Genomic DNA, 16,729 nt, shown 5'->3' on the forward strand with positions numbered 1-16,729 from the left:
GGGACGATGACGGCGTCGCATCTGCACACCACCATCGTCGTCCTGTGAGACTTCAGCCGAGCAGCACCTTCGCGTGATGCGCGAGATGATCCTCGATGAACGTCGAGATGAAGTAATACCCGTGGTCATAACCCGCGTGACGGCGCAACGTCAGCGGCTGACCCGCGGCCTGGCAAGCGGCTTCGAACACATCCGGATTCAGTTGCTCGGCAAGGAACTGATCCGCGAGCCCCTGATCGACCAGAATCCCCGCCGAAAACTTGCGCGACACATGCGCGACCAGTTCACTCGCGTCGTACTGCTTCCACGCTTCCCGGTCTTCGCCCAGATAGCCGGTGAACGCCTTCACGCCCCACGGGCACAGTGAAGGCGCGGCAATCGGCGCGAACGCCGACACCGACCGATAAATCTCCGGATTGCGCAGCGCCAGCATCAAGGCGCCGTGACCGCCCATCGAATGCCCGAAGATGCCCAGACGCGCGCCGTCCACCGGCAGATTCGCAAGCACCGTTTCGCGCAGCTCGTCCCGCACGTACGAGTACATCCGGTAGTGCTGCGCCCACGGCTGCTGCGTGGCGTCGACGTAAAAGCCCGCGCCCACGCCGAAGTCCCACGCCGCGCTTTCGCCCGGCACACCCGCACCGCGCGGACTGGTATCCGGCGCGATTAGCGCGATGCCGTGCTGCGCCGCGAAGCGCTGCGCTCCGGCTTTGACCGGGAAGGTCTCTTCTGTACTCGTGAGTCCCGCGAGATAGAACAGCGCGGGTACGTTCGCGTTGGCTTGCAAGGCCTGCGGCGGCAGATAGATGGAGAAGCGCATCGGCAGACCGATGGTCTGCGAGTCGTGCCGATAGATGCGCTGCTCGCCGCCATGACAGGCATGCGACGATAAGAGTTCAAGCATGGCGAAGCTCCCCGTTTAGTACAGCACGACCGAGCGGATCGACTCGCCCTTCTTCATCAGATCGAAGCCCTCGTTGATGCGTTCGAGCGGCAAACGGTGCGTGATCAGATCGTCGATATTGATCTTGCCTTCCATGTACCAGTCGACGATCTTCGGCACGTCGGTGCGGCCACGTGCGCCGCCGAACGCTGAGCCTTTCCACTCGCGGCCCGTCACCAGTTGGAACGGACGCGTGCTGATCTCTTCTCCCGCCGCCGCTACACCGATGATGAACGACTGCCCCCAGCCCTTGTGCGTGCATTCGAGCGCCTGACGCATCACCTTGGTGTTGCCGATGCATTCGAACGAATAGTCCGCGCCGCCATCGGTGAGTTGCACGATGTGATCGACCACGTTCTCGACTTCATTCGGGTTGATGAAGTGCGTCATGCCGAACTTCTTCGCGAGTTCGACGCGGCCCGGATTGATGTCGACGCCGATGATCTTGTCCGCGCCGACCATCTTCGCGCCCTGGATCACATTCAACCCGATGCCGCCGAGACCGAACACCACCACGTTCGCGCCCGCCTCGACCTTCGCCGAATACACGACAGCACCGACACCTGTCGTCACACCGCAACCGATGTAGCAGATCTTGTCGAACGGCGCGTCTTCACGCACTTTCGCGACCGCGATTTCCGGCACGACGATATAGTTCGAAAACGTGGACGTGCCCATGTAGTGAAACAGCGGCTTGCCATCCAGTGAGAAGCGTGAGGTCGAGTCCGGCATCAAACCCTTGCCTTGCGTCGAACGGATCGCCTGACAGAGATTGGTCTTGCGCGACAGACAGAATTTGCACTGGCGGCACTCGGGCGTGTAGAGCGGAATGACGTGATCGCCCTTCTTCAGCGTGCCAACGCCGGGACCGGTATCGACTATCACGCCCGCGCCTTCATGGCCGAGAATCGCCGGGAAGATGCCTTCCGGGTCCGCGCCGGAGAGCGTGTAGTAATCGGTGTGGCAGATGCCCGTGGCCTTCACTTCGATCAGGACTTCACCGGCGCGCGGCCCTTCCAGATCGACTTCCTCGATCGTCAACGGCGCGCCGGCTTTCCATGCGATTGCTGCTTTGGTCTTCATCGTGAATGCTCCTGTGAGTCTGTCAAGGCTAGGCGCGCCGCGGCGGACCACGTTGCGGCGCGCATGTGTTGCGATTCGGTGCTGCGGTTCATTTGTGCGCCACACGAAGGGCGGACGTGGTCGCGGCCAGTCGGCGCAGTGCGCCGGGCTATACCTTAGCGCGCGAGAAACGTCATGGTATTGCAAAGTGCGTCACGGCATTGTCTGAACCTGACATGACCTTCGCTCACCGCGACGGCGTGTCCGTGAACCATGTTTCGACTCGTGCGTAGAGATCGAGAAAGCGCGCATAGCGCTCGGCGAGCGCCGCGTCGCCTTGCGGACCCGCGACACGCGTCGCACCCGGCGCGAGCGCGGCGAGATCGCGCGCGTGCCAGTGCCCGCTCGCGAGGCCGCCCAGGATGGCCGCGCCACGCGGCGCCGCGTTCGGACAATCCACTGCGTGCAGTTCGACATTCAGTGCATCAGCGAGCAACTGGCGCCAACGTGCGTCGACGGAACCGCCTCCTGCGAGCTTCAACGCCGTCACCGTCGCGCCGCTCGCGCGAATCGCGTCGAGCCCGGCGCGCAGCGAGAACGCGACGCCTTCGAACGCGGCGCGCATCATCGTGCCGCGCGTGTGATCGAGGGCGAGCCCGAGCCAGCCGCCGCGCGCCATCGGGTTGAGCCAGGGCGTGCGTTCGCCTGTGAGGTAAGGCAAGAACGTGAGGCCCGATGCACTCGTCGTATCGGCGAACGCATCACGATACGCATCGGTCCATTCATACGACAGCCACCCGCGCGCTCGTTCGAGCGCGATGCCGACGTTCTGCATCGCCGCCATCCGATACCAGTGATCGCTTGCCGCGCGATAACGATGCAAGCCCTTGACCGCCGCGGGCGCGTGCTCGGCCAGCACGACGATCTGTCCGCCAGTGCCGGTGGTCAGCAACGCGTCGCCGTCGTGCGCCAATCCGCTGCCAAGTGCGGCGCAAGGCGTATCGGCCGCGCCGGTCGCGAGCACGATGCCGGCACGCAAACCCAGCGCCTGCGCCGCACTCTCCGACAGCACGCCACCCGCCGCATAAGATGGCGCCAACGGCGCGAACCACTCACGCGGAATCTCGAGCCGGTCGAGCAGTCCCGCGTCCCACACGCCAGCTGGATCGGCAAGCGCGGTCGCGCAGGCGTCGGACGGATCGGTCGCCACCGCGCCGCCCAACGCGACGCGCAGCCAGTCTTTCGGTTGCAGCGCCCAACGCGTGCGGCTCGCGGACTGCGGTTCGTGCAGCACGATCCAGCACAGCAGCGGACCGGCCATGCCGGGCGCAACCGGATTCGGTTGCGGCTCGGGCCACGCATCGAGCAAGGCCAGCGCGCGCGTGTCGGGCCATAGCATGGCGGGCCGCACGGCCTCGCCCGCTGCGTCGATCAGCACGACGCCGTGCATCTGTCCGGAAAAGCCGATGGCGCGCACATCGCGGCGCAATCCATCAGGTAAACGCGCGGCGGCTTCACATAGCGCGCGCCACCATGTTTGCACCGAGGTTTCCGCCCAACCCGCATGCGGCGTTTCGATTGGATAAGCGACGCTCGCCACCGCCTGCTCGCGACCGTTCTCGTCGACGATTGCTACTTTGAGGGAACCGGTGCCGAGGTCGATGCCGAGAAAACTCATGGGCGATAGAGCGTCAAATTGAGGATGGATATGAGCACGCGAAAGCTGCCCGAAAAGCGTATTTTTCCGCGTGGGCGCAGCGCTTGGGAAACGCACGCAAACGCACGCCGAAAATCCCAAATCGCGGGTTAACCCGCCCGCGCCGCGAGCCGCATCAAAACAGCACTATGCGGTGAGCGAGATACACCTCATTGATTCTCACACATATCGCGTCAAGCCGGGCTCGAGCGACGCGCGGCCTCACATCGCCACTGCAAGGGGCTGACCGCCGATGGACGAGGTCCGTACATTTCTTTTGGCTTTCAAACGGCCCCCACGCATATCGTCACCGGGAATGCCGGAATAGGCCCCAGTGGTCTTGTTGTGCTTTTTAGTCCCCGATACCTTGGAGCCATCCCAAAAACTCAGATGGTGGAGACAGACGATATGCAATCGAACACGGTTCACCCGTGCGACGAACGACTGCCCGCAGGCCAGTTGCTCACGCTCGGCATTCAGCACGTTCTGGTGATGTATGCCGGTGCAGTCGCGGTGCCGCTGATCATCGGCGCGGCGCTCAAGTTGCCGAAAGACCAGATCGCGTTCCTGATCAGCGCCGATCTGTTCTCGTGCGGCATCGCCACGTTGATTCAGACGCTCGGGCTGTGGATTTTCGGCATCCGTCTGCCGGTCATCATGGGCTGCACGTTCGCGGCCGTCGGTCCGATGGTCGCGATCGGCACCAATCCCTCGCTCGGCATTCTCGACATCTTCGGCTCGACGATCGCGGCCGGTGTCGTCGGCATCCTGCTCGCGCCGGCGGTCGGCAAATTGCTGCGCTTCTTCCCGCCGGTCGTGATCGGCGTGGTGATCTCGGTAATCGGTTTGTCGCTGATGGAAGTCGGCATCAACTGGGCGGCCGGCGGCGTGGGCAATCCCGATTACGGCAACCCGGTCTATCTCGGCCTCTCGCTGATCGTGCTGATGCTGATTCTGCTGATCAACAAGTTCGCCAAGGGCTTCCTCGCCAATATCTCGGTGCTGCTCGGCATTGTCGCGGGCTTCGTGATTGCGCTGGCGCTCGGCCGCGTCAACATGGAAGGCGTCACGCACGCGCCGTGGGTCGGCTTCGTCATGCCGTTCCACTTCGGCCTGCCGCACTTCGATCCGCTGTCGATCGCGACGATGGTCACCGTGATGTTCGTCACCTTCATCGAATCGACCGGCATGTTCCTCGCGGTCGGCGACATGGTGGACCGTCCGGTGGATCAGAAGACGCTGGTGCGCGGTCTGCGCGTCGACGGCCTGGGCACGTTGATCGGCGGCATCTTCAACTCGTTCCCGCATACCTCGTTCTCGCAGAACGTCGGCCTGATCGGCGTGACCGGCGTGAAGAGCCGCTTTGTCTGCGCCATGGGCGGCGTGATCCTGGTGCTGCTGGGCCTGTTCCCGAAGATGGCGCAAGTGGTCGCGTCGGTGCCGGCCTTCGTGCTCGGCGGCGCGGGCATCGTGATGTTCGGCATGGTCGCGGCGAACGGCATCAAGGTGCTGTCGAAGGTCGACTTCGTGAAGAACCACCACAACCTGTTCATCGTCGCGGTCAGTATCGGCCTGGGTCTCGTGCCGGTGGTGTCGCCGCACTTCTTCTCGAAGCTGCCGCCGGCGCTCTCGCCGCTGCTGCACAGCGGGATTCTGCTGGCTTCGGTGTCGGCGGTCGTGCTGAACCTGATCTTCAACGGCGTGAAGAGCGAGAAGAAGGCACAGTGCGAAATTCGCAGCGGCGGGCATGATTTCGACGGACGCGGCGGCAACGAACCGCGAGGCGACGACATGCTGCGCGCAGCCGACGTGCACTGAGCGGCACGCAACGAGGCGCCGCGCGAGCGTCGCTGCATAAGAAAACGCCACGGCATGCCGTGGCGTTTTTTATTACCGGCTGCGTAGGGCGGCTTTCCTGAAACTGAAACCCGCCCTACGCGCCCGAAGCTACAACACGTCTTAACTCGCCGTGGCCGCCGAAGCCGCCACCGGCGCGCTCGCCGCACCGTAGTCGACCGGTGCGTCGGCCGGACGCGGCTGCTCGCCGTTGCGTTCGATCCAGCCGCCGCCGAGTGCCTGATACAACGTCACGAGGTTCTGCAGACGTTCCATGCGGGCAACCACCAGCAACTGCTGCGCCTGATACAGATCGGTCTGCGCGATCAGCACCGCCAGATAACTGTCGACGCCGTTCGTGTAACGCAGATTCGACAGATCCAGCCGGCGCTGTTCCGCAAAGGTATTGCGCTCCAGCGCCTGGATCTGCTGATCGTACGTACCGCGTGCCGCCAGTCCGTCTGCCACATCGCGGAAGGCTGACTGGATCGCCTTTTCATACGTGGCGATCTGGACTTTCTTCTGGATGTTGGCGAGATCGAGGTTGGCGAGATTCTGTCCGCCCTCGAAGATCGGCAACGTGATCGACGGCGCGAAACTCCACGCCGCCGAACCCGGCTTGAACAGACCGCCGAGCGACGGGCTCAGCGTACCGAAGCTGCCGGTCAGCGAGACCTTCGGGAAAAACGCCGCGCGCGCTGCGCCGATGTTCGCGTTGGCGGCCAGCAGATTCTCTTCGGCCTCCATGATGTCCGGACGACGCGTCAACAGATCGGACGGCAGACCCGCCGGAATATCCGTGAGGAGATTCTGGTTGTCCAGCGGCATGCCCGGCGGCAGATCGTCCGGCAGCGGCTCGCCGATCAGCAGCACGAGCGCGTTATCCGCCTGAGCCCGCAGACGTTGTTGCTGCTGCAGGTTGGCCAAAGCCTGCTCGACCACGGTTTGCGACTGACGCAGATCCAGTTCCGAACCCGTACCGTTGTCGAACTGCAGCTTGGCGATTCGATACGATTCCTGCGAGGTCTTCAGCGTGTTCTGCGTGACCTTCAACAGATCGTCGAGTTCGAGCACCGTCATGTACTGGTTCGCCACCTGCGAGACCAGCGAGATTTCTGCCGCCTTGCGCGCCTGAGCCGTGGCCAGGTACTGCGCCAACGCCTGGTCCTTCAGGCTCTGAATCCGCCCGAAGAAGTCGATTTCCCACGACGCGTTCAGACCGACCGAGTACGAGTTGGAAATCGTCTGGTCGAAGAACGACAGGTCTTTCGGCGTACGCGATTTGCTTTGCGAAGCCGCGGCGTCGAGCGTGGGCAGCAGACCGGCGCGAACGATCCGGAACTGCGCCGCCGACGCCTGCATGTTCAGCACCGACACGCGCAGATCGCGGTTGTTCTTCAGCGCGATCTCGATCAGCCGCTGCATGCGCGGATCGACGAAGAAATCGCGCCACCCGATATCCGCCGCGGCCTGGCCGTTGGCGCTGCGCGCAGCATTTGTCGCACCGGGCTGTTGGTTGCCCGCCGGGGTCGCGTCGGGCTGGGTCGCGCCCGGCTGCGTGTCGTACACGCCGCCGGTCGGGAAGGTGCTCGTCGTGGGCACGGGGGGGCGCTCGTACTTCGGCGCCATCGTGCAACCCGCGGCGAACAGCGCGACCGCCACTGCAATCAGAGAGTGTTTTTGCATCTCAATGTCCGTCCTTGCCCGAGCCTTCATCAGCCGACCCGCCAGCCGAACCGCCGCTTTGCGGATCATGCGGATGATGCTGGTTGTAGTGTGCGAGCGCCTCATCCGGGTCTTCCTTCTCACCGCCGAATTTCGCGCGGATCACGACGAAGAACATCGGGATCATGAAAATGGCGAGGAAGGTCGCCGTCAACATCCCGCCGATCACGCCGGTACCGATCGCGTGCTGGCTGGCCGAACCCGCGCCGTTACTGATCGCGAGAGGCATCACGCCGAGAATGAACGCGAGCGAGGTCATCAGAATCGGACGCAACCGCAGACGCGCTGCTTCAAGCGCGGCCTCGATCGGCCCCATGCCTTCACCCTGCTGCAGCTCGCGGGCGAATTCCACGATCAGAATCGCGTTCTTCGCCGACAGACCCACCGTGGTCAGGAGACCCACCTGGAAGAACACGTCGTTCTCGAGCCCGCGCAGCGTGGCGGCCAGCAGTGCACCGATCACGCCGAGCGGCACCACCATGATCACCGAGAACGGGATCGACCAGCTTTCATACAGCGCCGCGAGACACAGGAACACGACCAGGATCGAGATGCCGTACAGAATCGGCGCCTGCGAACCGGACTGGCGTTCCTGCAACGACAGGCCCGTCCATTCGTAGCCGACACCCGCCGGCAGCTTCGCCACGAGTGCTTCCATGGCGGTCATGGCCTGACCGGTCGACTTGCCCGGTGCCGCCGCCCCCTGGATTTCCACCGCGGAAATACCGTTGTAGCGTTCCAGCTTCGGCGAACCGTAGGTCCACGTGCCGCTGGCGAACGACGAGAACGGCACCATGCCACCCGCGGTATTGCGCACGTACCACGCGTTCAGGTCTTCCGGCTTCATACGGAACGGAGCATCGCCTTGCAGATACACCTTCTTGATCCGGCCGTCGGTATCGAGGAAGTTGTTCACGTACTGCGACGCCCACGCGATCGAGAACGTCTGGTCGATCGCGGCCAGCGACACACCGAGCGCCGAAGCCTTCTCGTGGTCGATGTCCACCTTGAACTGCGGCGTGTCGTTCAGGCCGTTCGGACGCACCTGAGCCAGCGTCGGATCTTTCGCCGCCATGCCCAGCAACATGTTGCGTGCTTCCATCAGCTTTTCGTGACCGACGCCCGCGCGATCCTGCAATTCGAAGTCGAAGCCCGCGGCCGTACCGAGTTCAGGAATCGAAGGCGGATTCACCGGATACACCAGCGCATTCTTGTAGCTGCCGAAGTGCATGAAGAGACGGCCCACCAGCGCCTGCACCTTCTGATCCGAGTGCTGGCGTTGCGAGTAATCCTTCATCCGCACGAACACGAGACCCGCGTTCTGACCGCGACCGGCGAAGCTGAAGCCGTTCACCGTGAAGGTCGATTCGACGATGCTCTTCTCGGTATTGAGCAGGTAGTCGGACACGTCCTTGAGCGCGCGCGCCGTAGTTTCCTGCGTCGAGCCCGACGGCGTTTGCACCAGCACGAACATCGTGCCCTGGTCTTCGTCAGGCAGGAACGACTTCGGCAACTTCACGAACAGCAGGCCGACCGCGAAGATCACCACCATATAGATGATCAGCCAACGGCCCGAGCGCTTGATCACGTGGTGCACGCCCGAGTGATACTTGTCGCGGCTCTTGTTGAAGGTGCGGTTGAACCAGCCGAAGAAGCCGGTGGTTTTTTCCTCGTGACCCTTTTCGATCGGCTTGAGGATCGTCGCGCACAATGCCGGCGTCAGAATCAACGCGACCAGCACGGACAGCACCATCGCCGCCACGATCGTCAGCGAGAACTGCCGGTAAATTGCGCCGACCGAGCCGCCCGAGAACGCCACCGGCACGAACACCGCAGACAGCACGAGCGCCACGCCGACCAGCGCGCCGGTAATCTGATCCATTGCCTTGCGGGTTGCGTCACGAGGCGATAAGCCCTCCTCCTGCATCACCCGCTCGACGTTTTCCACCACCACGATCGCATCGTCCACCAGCAAGCCGATGGCGAGCACCAGCCCGAACATGGACAGCGTATTGATCGAGAAGCCCACCAGACCCATGATCGCGAACGTGCCCAGCAGCACCACCGGCACGGCGATCGTCGGGATCAGCGTGGCGCGCAGGTTCTGCAGGAACAGGTACATGACCAGGAACACCAGCACGATACCTTCGAGCAGCGTCTTGACCACTTCTTCGATCGACAGGCGCACGAACGGCGTGGTGTCGTACGGATACTGCACCACCAGACCGTGCGGGAAGTACTTCGACAGCTCGGCGACCTTCGCGCGCACCGCCTTGGCGGTGGCCAGCGCGTTCGCGCCGGTAGCGAGCTGAATACCGAAGCCTGCCGTCGGCTGACCGTTGTACTTGGTGTCGAAGTTGTAGTTTTCGCCACCCAGCTCGATGCGCGCCACGTCCTTGATGCGGACTTGCGAGCCGTCCGGGTTCACCTTCAGCAGCACGTTGCCGAACTGTTCAGGCGTGTTGAGCAGCGTGGCTTCCGTGATAGTGGCCTGCAGCACCTGGCCCGGCACCGACGGCGTGCCGCCGAGCGAACCGCCCGCGACCTGCACGTTCTGCGCCGTCAGCGCGGCTTCTACATCCACCGGCGTCAAACCGAAGTTGGTCAGCTTGTTCGCGTCCAGCCAGACCCGCATGGCGTACTGCGAACCAAACAGCGTCACCGTGCCCACGCCGTCGATACGGCTGACCGGATCCTGAATGTTCGACGCGACGTAGTTCGCCAGGTCGTACTTGCTCATGCTGCCGTCTTCGGACACGAACGCCATGACCAGCAGGAAGCTGCTGCTCGACTTCGTGACCTTGGTGCCCAACTGTTGCACGGCTTGCGGCAACAGCGGCGTGGCGAGCTGCAGCTTGTTCTGCACCTGCACCTGCGCGATGTCAGGATTGGTGCCGGCGGCGAACGTCAGCGTGATGGTTGCCGTACCCGAGTCGTCCGAGGTGGACGACAGATACAGCAAGTGGTCGAGACCACTCATCTGCTGCTCGATCACCTGCGTGACGGTGTTTTCCACCGTCTTCGCCGATGCGCCCGGGTACGTTGCGCTGATCTGCACAGCCGGCGGCGCGATGGTCGGGTATTGCGCGATCGGCAACGTGAAGACCGACGCGATACCCGCGAGCATCAGAATAATGGCGATCACCCATGCAAAAATCGGGCGATCAATGAAGAACTTTGCCATGAGGCGGGCTCCCTGTTATTACGCGCCCGATGCGGCGGAGGCAGGCTGTGCCGTCTGCGCAGCACCGCTGGCGGCCGGCGCGCCCTGAACAGCTGCGCCGGAAGCGGGTGTGGCGGGAAGTTGCGCGGCAACGGCCTTGACCTGCATGCCGGGTTTCGCCTTGTCGGTGCCCTGCACGATCACGCGGTCGCCCGGATTCAGGCCGCTTTCGACCACCCAGTTCGAACCGTACGTGCCCGAGGTCACCAGCTGACGCAACACGACCTTGTTGTCGTTACCGACGACCAGCGCGGTCGGCTGACCCTTCTGGTCGTGCGTGACGCCGACTTGCGGCACGACGAGCGCGTGGTCGTTGACGCCCTCTTCAATGCGCGCGCGCACGAACATGCCCGGCAGCAGCACGTTGTCCGCATTCTTGAAGAGCGCGCGCACCGTGACCGAACCGGTGCCCTGGTCGACCGTCACGTCGGTGAACTGCAGCTTGCCCTTCTCCGAATAGGTGCGGCCGTCTTCGAGAATCAGCGACACCTTGGCGGCGTCCGGACCCGTGGTCTTCAGGCGCCCTTCCTGCATGTCGCGGCGCAGCTTCAGACCGTCGAGGCTCGATTGCGTCAGGTCCACATAGACCGGATCGAGCGTCTGCACGGTGGCCATCAGCGTAGCGGCGCTTGCTTGCACGTAAGCACCGGGCGTGACCTGCGAGATGCCGACCTGGCCGCTCACCGGCGACACGACATCCGTATAGCCGAGATTGATCTGCGCCGTGTCGACTGCCGCCTTGCCCGCGGCGACGTCAGCCGCGGCCTGGCCTTCCGAGGCCACTGCATTGTCGTAGTCCTGCTTGCTGACCGCGTTGGCGGCAACCAGCACCTTGAAGCGATTGGCCTGCGCGGTGGTCGACACGAGGTTGGCCTGAGCCTTCGCCAGCGTCGCCTTGGCGTTATTCAGCGTGGCGATGTACGGTGCCGGATCGATCTTGTACAGACGTTGGCCTGCTTTGACCTGGCTGCCTTCCGTAAACTCGCGGCGCAACACGATGCCGTCGACCCGTGCGCGCACTTGCGCGACGAGGAACGCACTGGTGCGGCCCGGCAATTCGGTGACGACGGGCACGGCCGTCGGCTGGACGGTGACGACCCCAACTTCGGGCGTTTGTTGCGGCGGAGCAGATTGTTTTGGTCCGCACGCTGCCAGCAATACGGCAGCCGTCGCGGCACTAATTAAGCGGAATGGAACCCGTTCGACGCGCATGGAGCGACCTCTGTCAAAGACTGAGAATGAAAAAGTGCGCGCATCCCTACCCCGGGGACGACAGCGCACACATGCGTCTTGCGACGCTTGACCGGACACCCGCGGAAGCACACCGAACCTGCAGGGCATCCTGAGCGAAATGCGCCATACCGGGGAAATGCCGCACGGCGCCGCCCGTCTGGGCACGGCGCGAAGAGCGTTTTGAAAGGCAACAGTGACGGATATTAACGTTTCGTCACGGCTTGGGCTATCCGATCGTGGGATGCTATTATATATACATTCACGAATGCATGTAAAAGTGCGTTTATATCTCTTGCTGGCGGGGGGCTTGCAAGAACGCTTCACAATTCGCTCAACGGGAGACGGATTGTCATCGGGCGTACTTAAAAACGCTCGGGAAAACCCCACAATCAGGGCAGGTCATTCCAACATGGTCAGAAGAACCAAAGAAGAGGCGCAGGAGACGCGCAACAGCATTCTCGACGCGGCCGAACGGGTTTTCTTCGAGAAAGGCGTATCGCGCACGTCGCTTGCCGACATCGCGCAGGCCGCCGGCGTCACACGCGGTGCCATCTACTGGCACTTCGCACATAAGAGCGATCTGTTCACGGAAATGTTCGACCGCGTACTTTTGCCGCTGGACGAACTCAAAGCCGCTTCGCAAGATCCCAACGAGCCCGATCCGCTTGGGCGTCTGATGGAAATCTGCACGGTCTGTCTGCGCGACACCGCCAATGACCCGCGTCGCCGGCGGGTGTTCGACATCCTGTTTCTGAAATGCGAGCTGGTCGAGGAAATGGGCCCGGTGATGGTCCGCTATCAGACCAACATGCGCGAAGGGCTCAAGAAAATCGAGGGGGGTCTGCGCAACGCCATCTCCAAGGGGCAACTGCCCGTGGATCTGGATACGAAGCTGGCCGCGGCGATGGTGCATGCGTTTGTCAGCGGCTCGCTGCGCGACATGTTGTTTCTGCCCGACGCCACGGATTTCGGCGCCCATGCCGTGCAGATGGTCGAAGGGATGTTCGACGCGCTGAAGCTGAGCCCAGCGTTGCGCAACGGGCATGCACAGCGGACGGGCGGCGGTTAGTTATCTGTCTGGCGCACGGGGCCTATGCAAAAAAGGCGGTCGGGTGAGCAACCCGGCCGCCTTCGTTTCATGCGCAGCGGCGTGGTGCCGCATCCTTATATAGCAGACGCTCGAAGCGGCCGCCGCCCGCGACGTTTTTACGCCGCGGCCCGCGTGGCGCGCGCCTTCTGGTTCGACGCGTAGATATTGCCGCGCTCCAGCGGCGCTCCGCTGTGCACCGCCGCGATCCACTCCTCCGTGCTCGCCACTGCCGCGAAGCGCGATTGCAGCACTACGCTGAACACCCGGTGGATGTCCTGCGCGCTGGCGAAACCCGCGCTGTTCTCATACGGCACCGAACCCGTCGCGTCGTGCAGGAATTCGACAGCAAGCCCTGAGTGAACCGCGTGGTTGATGGTCGACGCGTCGCAGTTGTGGGTCATGTAACCGGTCACGGTCAGCGTGTCGATCTGGCGCGCGGCGAGCCAATCGGCCAGATCGGTGCCGGTGAAAGCGCTTGGCAGCGACTTCTCCACGTAATGATCGCGAGCCCGCTCGCCCACCACCGGATGCAGCTCCGCCGCGCTGCTGCCACGCGCGAACAACGGCGAGCTGGCCGGCGCGAAGTTCTGCACGACCACCACCGGCACGCCGGCGGCCCGCGCCGCATCCATCGCGCGGCCGATGTTGGCGAGCGAGCTATGCACGTCCGGGTATTCGATCGGCAGATCGCCGGTCACGTATTCGTTCTGTACATCGATGACGATCAGCGCGCGGCGCGGTGTGGTCATGGCAAGACTCCTCGGTCGGGTAAAGGGGCCGCGCGGACGGTTCCGGTTTGGACTCGGCAGAGCAGCGACGATGACTGCATTCTTCCTCCACGGCCCACTTCACGACAGCGACCCGAATGACAAGATTCGCTAGAATCGGGCCATCGACGGATCTCACGAGGTGATCGATGGCCACGCCCGCTTCCGCTTCCTCTGCCGCGGCACGCGGCGAACCGGCCCGCCACGTTGTCGCGGTGGTCGCGTTCGACCGCATCAGTCCGTTCCATCTTTCGGTACCGTGCGTGGTGTTCGGTGAGGACCGCAGCGGCGGCGGCGTGCCGGGCTTCGACTTCCGCGTCTGCGCCGCCGAAACGGGCGCGCTCACCACGACCGCCGGCTTTTCGATCGCCGTCACGCATGGACTCGAAGCGCTCGCCGACGCCGACACGATCATCGTGCCGAGTTGGCGCGACCCAGCTGAAACGCCGCCCGCCGCGCTGCTCGACGCGTTGCGCGCCGCCCACGCCCGCGGCGCGCAACTGGTCGGGCTTTGCCTGGGCGCGTTCGTACTCGCGGCCGCCGGCATCCTCGACGGCCGTCCGGCGTCGACGCACTGGGCGTGGGCCGACGACTTCGCGCGCCGCTACCCACGCGTGCGGCTGGACCCCAACGTGCTGTATGTCGACGACGGCAACGTGCTGACCTCGGCCGGCACCGCCGCCGGCCTCGACTGCTGCCTGCATGTGATGCGCAAGATGTGCGGCGCTGACGTCGCGAATCACGTGGCGCGCCGGCTGGTCGTGCCGCCGCATCGACAAGGCAATCAGGCGCAATACGTTCAGCAGCCAATGCCGCCGAACGTGCGCGGCGACCGGCTGTCGGGCCTGCTCGATTGGGTGAGCGGAAATCTGGCGTTGCCGCATTCGCTCGACACGCTGGCCGGGCGCGCGCTGATGGGGCCGCCGCACCTTCACGCGACGCTTCCGGCTCGCCACCGGCACGACCGTCGGCGCATGGCTGCTGGCGCAGCGGCTCGCTCGCGCGCAGCAATTGCTGGAGAGCACCGACGAGTCGGTGGAAGCGATCGCGGGGATTGCGGGCTTCGGCTCGACCGCTTCGTTACGGCAACATTTCGCGGAGGCGTTCCGCACGTCGCCGTCGGCATGGAGAAGGGAGTTTCGCGGCGTGTGAGTGTGGGCACGGCAAGTGCGACGCTTCAGCCGACGACGTTTCGTAGCAAGCCACCGGGATTTCGTAGTCGCATCGGCGCGACAGCGGCGCAACCCACAGCGCGCGCCACAACTACGGCAAGCTCGAAAATCAATGCTCGCTAAGCCAGCGCGCCACATACAACAGCAGCGCGACCAGAAAGATCATCGCGGCCCAGGCCCAGTTCGGGACCGCGTGCGGACTGGGCTCGTGATGCGGGACCCCGTGCGACACACCATGTGCGCTTCCGTGCGCCGCGCTGGCCGCACGCCCAGGCAGCGCATTGCCGTGATCCGACCGCACGCGCCGCGCCATGCTGCCGAGCGTGATAGGCCGCAAGAACACATGCTGGCGGCGCACCGCCGAACCCCGCGCGCGATTCGGACCTTGCCCATGCTTGGCGCGCACGACGGCGTCGAACTCGGTGAAAAAGTCGTCGGCCAGTTGATGCAGCGCGTTTTCGAGTTGCCGCGTCGGCAGTTCGGCAAGCGGGCCGGAGGAGGTTGCCCAGATCGTGTAATCGATCCGCGTGCCGCGCTCCCGATCGGCGCCGTGCGTGCTTTCGTCCGCGCGCAAGCGCACTTCGATCTGGCCGCGTAATGCGCCGATGCCTTCGGCGCGGGCTTTGAAGTTGATGGTGCGGCGCTGCGCGTCCGCGGGCCCGGAATCCTGGCCGGCCACATGGGCACGCGCCTGGTAGCGCGCGCGCAGCGGGCCGAGCGGCACGGTCATGATCAGTTCGTATTCGCCGTGCGCAAAGCGTGTGAACGACTCGCAGTTGTCGAGGCTGGCGCGCAGTAGCGCAAGGTCTTGCAACGCGTCCCAGACGTCGGACGGCGCAAGCGGAATCCGTAACGCGTCGTTCAGTTCCATGGCAGCCTCCCCGATGAACGCGCGACAGCGGGATCAAGACGTCTGATCGATGCGGTCGACGCGCGATGCGTAAAACGCGAGATACCCTTTGATCTTCATCGCCGACTCGAGCGGCGTTTCATAACTCCACACGGCGTTCTCGATCAGGCCGTCTTCCGTGCGCAGATGGAAGTACGACGCGTCGCCTTTGAACGGACAGTGCGAGCTGTGCGTCGAGCGTTCGAGCCGGGCCATGTTCACGTCCGAACGCGGGAAATAGAACACGTCCGGCAGACCGGTTTCCGACAGTGTCAGCCCCGCCTGCGTATCGGCCATGGTCACGCCGCCGTGGATCACGCGCACCCGGTGATTGTTGCCGGTGATCGCGATGGTGTGCCCGCCCGCGCTCGCGCCGGGGCTCCCGTGAGGTGTCAAGGCATCGCTCATGTCTCGGCTCCGTGATGGTGTGCGGTCGTGCAAACAGTAAAGCCACGGGATGTGCCCGTGGCTTCATTATCGACCAAAGTCCGGCCGAGTGCGCGGCCTTCCTGCATGGCGTGCGGCGCTGACCACATCGCCGCGCAGAACGGCGTCGTGCTTATTGAGTGTTCCAGTAGAACGCGGTCTTGGCGGTGCCCTTGGCCGGGATCGTCACCGGTTTGGACTGGTCGCGATCCTTGTATTGCGCATGGACCGTGTAGCGGCCCGGCCGGAGCCTGACCAGCATGTACGGCCCACGCGACGTGGTGCTCAGCACTTCGCCGTTGTGCGCATCGACCACGCGCACGTGAACGTCGGCGAGAAAGTCGGAACCCGGCCCCGTGAAGCGCAGCGACAGCGGCCACTGGCTTTGCGCCTGCTGCAATGCCTTCGATTCGTCGAGACCGACGCCGCCCGACACGAACGAGACGTCGCCCTGCTGCTGGATTTGCGGCAGGCCGCCGCCATTGGCGTTGCCCGCGCTGGTTTCATCGGTAGTCGTGCCGCCGGTCGTATCGCTTGCCTGTGCATACGCGCCACCCGCCAGACCGAGCGTGAGCGCTGCGGTAACCGCAGCGGCTACGATCCTTCGCTGATTGCGTTGGGTTTTCATCGGTTTGCTCCTTGTTGAGGTCTTATCCCTGCTTCCCCG

12 protein-coding genes and 1 pseudogene are annotated in these 16,729 nt (G+C 64.0%); 3 read left to right on the top strand and 10 right to left on the bottom strand.

The window, feature by feature from the left end; translation table 11 throughout:
* Positions 1 to 52 precede the first annotated feature (52 nt).
* The 3 genes from fghA to P0D96_RS33565 form a co-directional block, all read right to left on the bottom strand.
* Positions 53 to 904, bottom strand: a complete 852-nt coding sequence (fghA, locus tag P0D96_RS33555; RefSeq protein WP_408317898.1) for an S-formylglutathione hydrolase — start codon at positions 902 to 904, stop codon at positions 53 to 55.
* 15 nt (positions 905 to 919) lie between these two features.
* Complete coding sequence (locus P0D96_RS33560; protein WP_132373288.1) at positions 920 to 2,026, bottom strand: S-(hydroxymethyl)glutathione dehydrogenase/class III alcohol dehydrogenase; 1,107 nt, start codon at positions 2,024 to 2,026, stop codon at positions 920 to 922.
* Between the two features lie 226 nt (positions 2,027 to 2,252).
* Positions 2,253 to 3,683 carry a xylulokinase gene (locus tag P0D96_RS33565; RefSeq protein ID WP_408317901.1) on the bottom strand — a complete coding sequence of 477 codons (1,431 nt, stop codon included), beginning with the start codon at positions 3,681 to 3,683 and terminating at the stop codon, positions 2,253 to 2,255.
* A 426-nt stretch (positions 3,684 to 4,109) separates the two neighbouring features.
* Here P0D96_RS33565 and P0D96_RS33570 point away from each other — a divergent pair, with 426 nt between their 5' ends.
* On the top strand, positions 4,110 to 5,519 hold the full coding sequence (locus tag P0D96_RS33570; RefSeq protein ID WP_408317903.1) for a nucleobase:cation symporter-2 family protein: 1,410 nt from the start codon (positions 4,110 to 4,112) through the stop codon (positions 5,517 to 5,519).
* A 141-nt stretch (positions 5,520 to 5,660) separates the two neighbouring features.
* On the opposite strand, the gene P0D96_RS33575 is transcribed toward P0D96_RS33570, so the two are convergent.
* From P0D96_RS33575 to P0D96_RS33585, 3 genes are read right to left on the bottom strand one after another with little or no spacing between them, the layout of a single operon-like run.
* Positions 5,661 to 7,223 (bottom strand): efflux transporter outer membrane subunit, encoded by a 1,563-nt coding sequence (locus P0D96_RS33575; RefSeq protein ID WP_132373282.1) that lies wholly within the window; start codon positions 7,221 to 7,223, stop codon positions 5,661 to 5,663.
* 1 nt (position 7,224) lies between these two features.
* A complete protein-coding gene (locus tag P0D96_RS33580; RefSeq protein WP_132373280.1) occupies positions 7,225 to 10,446 on the bottom strand; it encodes an efflux RND transporter permease subunit in 3,222 nt (1,073 codons plus the stop codon).
* Positions 10,447 to 10,464: 18 nt separating this feature from the next.
* On the bottom strand, positions 10,465 to 11,697 hold the full coding sequence (locus P0D96_RS33585; RefSeq protein WP_132373278.1) for an efflux RND transporter periplasmic adaptor subunit: 1,233 nt from the start codon (positions 11,695 to 11,697) through the stop codon (positions 10,465 to 10,467).
* A 430-nt stretch (positions 11,698 to 12,127) separates the two neighbouring features.
* Here P0D96_RS33585 and P0D96_RS33590 point away from each other — a divergent pair, with 430 nt between their 5' ends.
* Positions 12,128 to 12,787 (top strand): TetR family transcriptional regulator, encoded by a 660-nt coding sequence (locus tag P0D96_RS33590; RefSeq protein WP_132376812.1) that lies wholly within the window; start codon positions 12,128 to 12,130, stop codon positions 12,785 to 12,787.
* Positions 12,788 to 12,924: 137 nt separating this feature from the next.
* On the opposite strand, the gene P0D96_RS33595 is transcribed toward P0D96_RS33590, so the two are convergent.
* Positions 12,925 to 13,557 carry a cysteine hydrolase family protein gene (locus P0D96_RS33595; protein WP_408182296.1) on the bottom strand — a complete coding sequence of 211 codons (633 nt, stop codon included), beginning with the start codon at positions 13,555 to 13,557 and terminating at the stop codon, positions 12,925 to 12,927.
* 167 nt (positions 13,558 to 13,724) lie between these two features.
* On the opposite strand from P0D96_RS33595, the pseudogene P0D96_RS33600 reads away from it, so the two are divergent.
* Positions 13,725 to 14,727: pseudogene (locus P0D96_RS33600) on the top strand (helix-turn-helix domain-containing protein).
* Positions 14,728 to 14,856: 129 nt separating this feature from the next.
* Here the strand turns inward: P0D96_RS33600 and P0D96_RS33605 are convergent.
* From P0D96_RS33605 to P0D96_RS33615, 3 genes are all read right to left on the bottom strand, one after another.
* A complete protein-coding gene (locus P0D96_RS33605; protein WP_132373272.1) occupies positions 14,857 to 15,618 on the bottom strand; it encodes an SRPBCC family protein in 762 nt (253 codons plus the stop codon).
* Positions 15,619 to 15,651: 33 nt separating this feature from the next.
* Positions 15,652 to 16,044, bottom strand: a complete 393-nt coding sequence (locus P0D96_RS33610; protein ID WP_132373270.1) for a DUF427 domain-containing protein — start codon at positions 16,042 to 16,044, stop codon at positions 15,652 to 15,654.
* Between the two features lie 151 nt (positions 16,045 to 16,195).
* The gene (locus tag P0D96_RS33615) at positions 16,196 to 16,690 is read right to left on the bottom strand and encodes a peptidase associated/transthyretin-like domain-containing protein (protein WP_408317906.1); all 495 of its coding nucleotides are present in this window, start codon (positions 16,688 to 16,690) and stop codon (positions 16,196 to 16,198) included.
* Between the last annotated feature and the right edge of the window lie 39 nt (positions 16,691 to 16,729).

It is taken from the genome of Paraburkholderia sp. RL17-347-BIC-D, assembly GCF_046027915.1.
Lineage (GTDB): Bacteria > Pseudomonadota > Gammaproteobacteria > Burkholderiales > Burkholderiaceae > Paraburkholderia.

Excerpts from the sequence above, each read along its gene's own strand:
- P0D96_RS33560 (WP_132373288.1), bottom strand. The coding sequence starts at position 2,026 with ATGAAGACCAAAGCAGCAATCGCATGGAAAGCCGGCGCGCCGTTGACG.
- P0D96_RS33585 (WP_132373278.1), bottom strand. The coding sequence starts at position 11,697 with ATGCGCGTCGAACGGGTTCCATTCCGCTTAATTAGTGCCGCGACGGCT.
- P0D96_RS33595 (WP_408182296.1), bottom strand. The coding sequence starts at position 13,557 with ATGACCACACCGCGCCGCGCGCTGATCGTCATCGATGTACAGAACGAA.
- fghA (WP_408317898.1), bottom strand. The coding sequence starts at position 904 with ATGCTTGAACTCTTATCGTCGCATGCCTGTCATGGCGGCGAGCAGCGC.
- P0D96_RS33615 (WP_408317906.1), bottom strand. The coding sequence starts at position 16,690 with ATGAAAACCCAACGCAATCAGCGAAGGATCGTAGCCGCTGCGGTTACC.
- P0D96_RS33575 (WP_132373282.1), bottom strand. The coding sequence starts at position 7,223 with ATGCAAAAACACTCTCTGATTGCAGTGGCGGTCGCGCTGTTCGCCGCG.
- P0D96_RS33605 (WP_132373272.1), bottom strand. The coding sequence starts at position 15,618 with ATGGAACTGAACGACGCGTTACGGATTCCGCTTGCGCCGTCCGACGTC.
- P0D96_RS33580 (WP_132373280.1), bottom strand. The coding sequence starts at position 10,446 with ATGGCAAAGTTCTTCATTGATCGCCCGATTTTTGCATGGGTGATCGCC.
- P0D96_RS33565 (WP_408317901.1), bottom strand. The coding sequence starts at position 3,683 with ATGAGTTTTCTCGGCATCGACCTCGGCACCGGTTCCCTCAAAGTAGCA.
- P0D96_RS33590 (WP_132376812.1), top strand. The coding sequence starts at position 12,128 with ATGGTCAGAAGAACCAAAGAAGAGGCGCAGGAGACGCGCAACAGCATT.
- P0D96_RS33570 (WP_408317903.1), top strand. The coding sequence starts at position 4,110 with ATGCAATCGAACACGGTTCACCCGTGCGACGAACGACTGCCCGCAGGC.
- P0D96_RS33610 (WP_132373270.1), bottom strand. The coding sequence starts at position 16,044 with ATGAGCGATGCCTTGACACCTCACGGGAGCCCCGGCGCGAGCGCGGGC.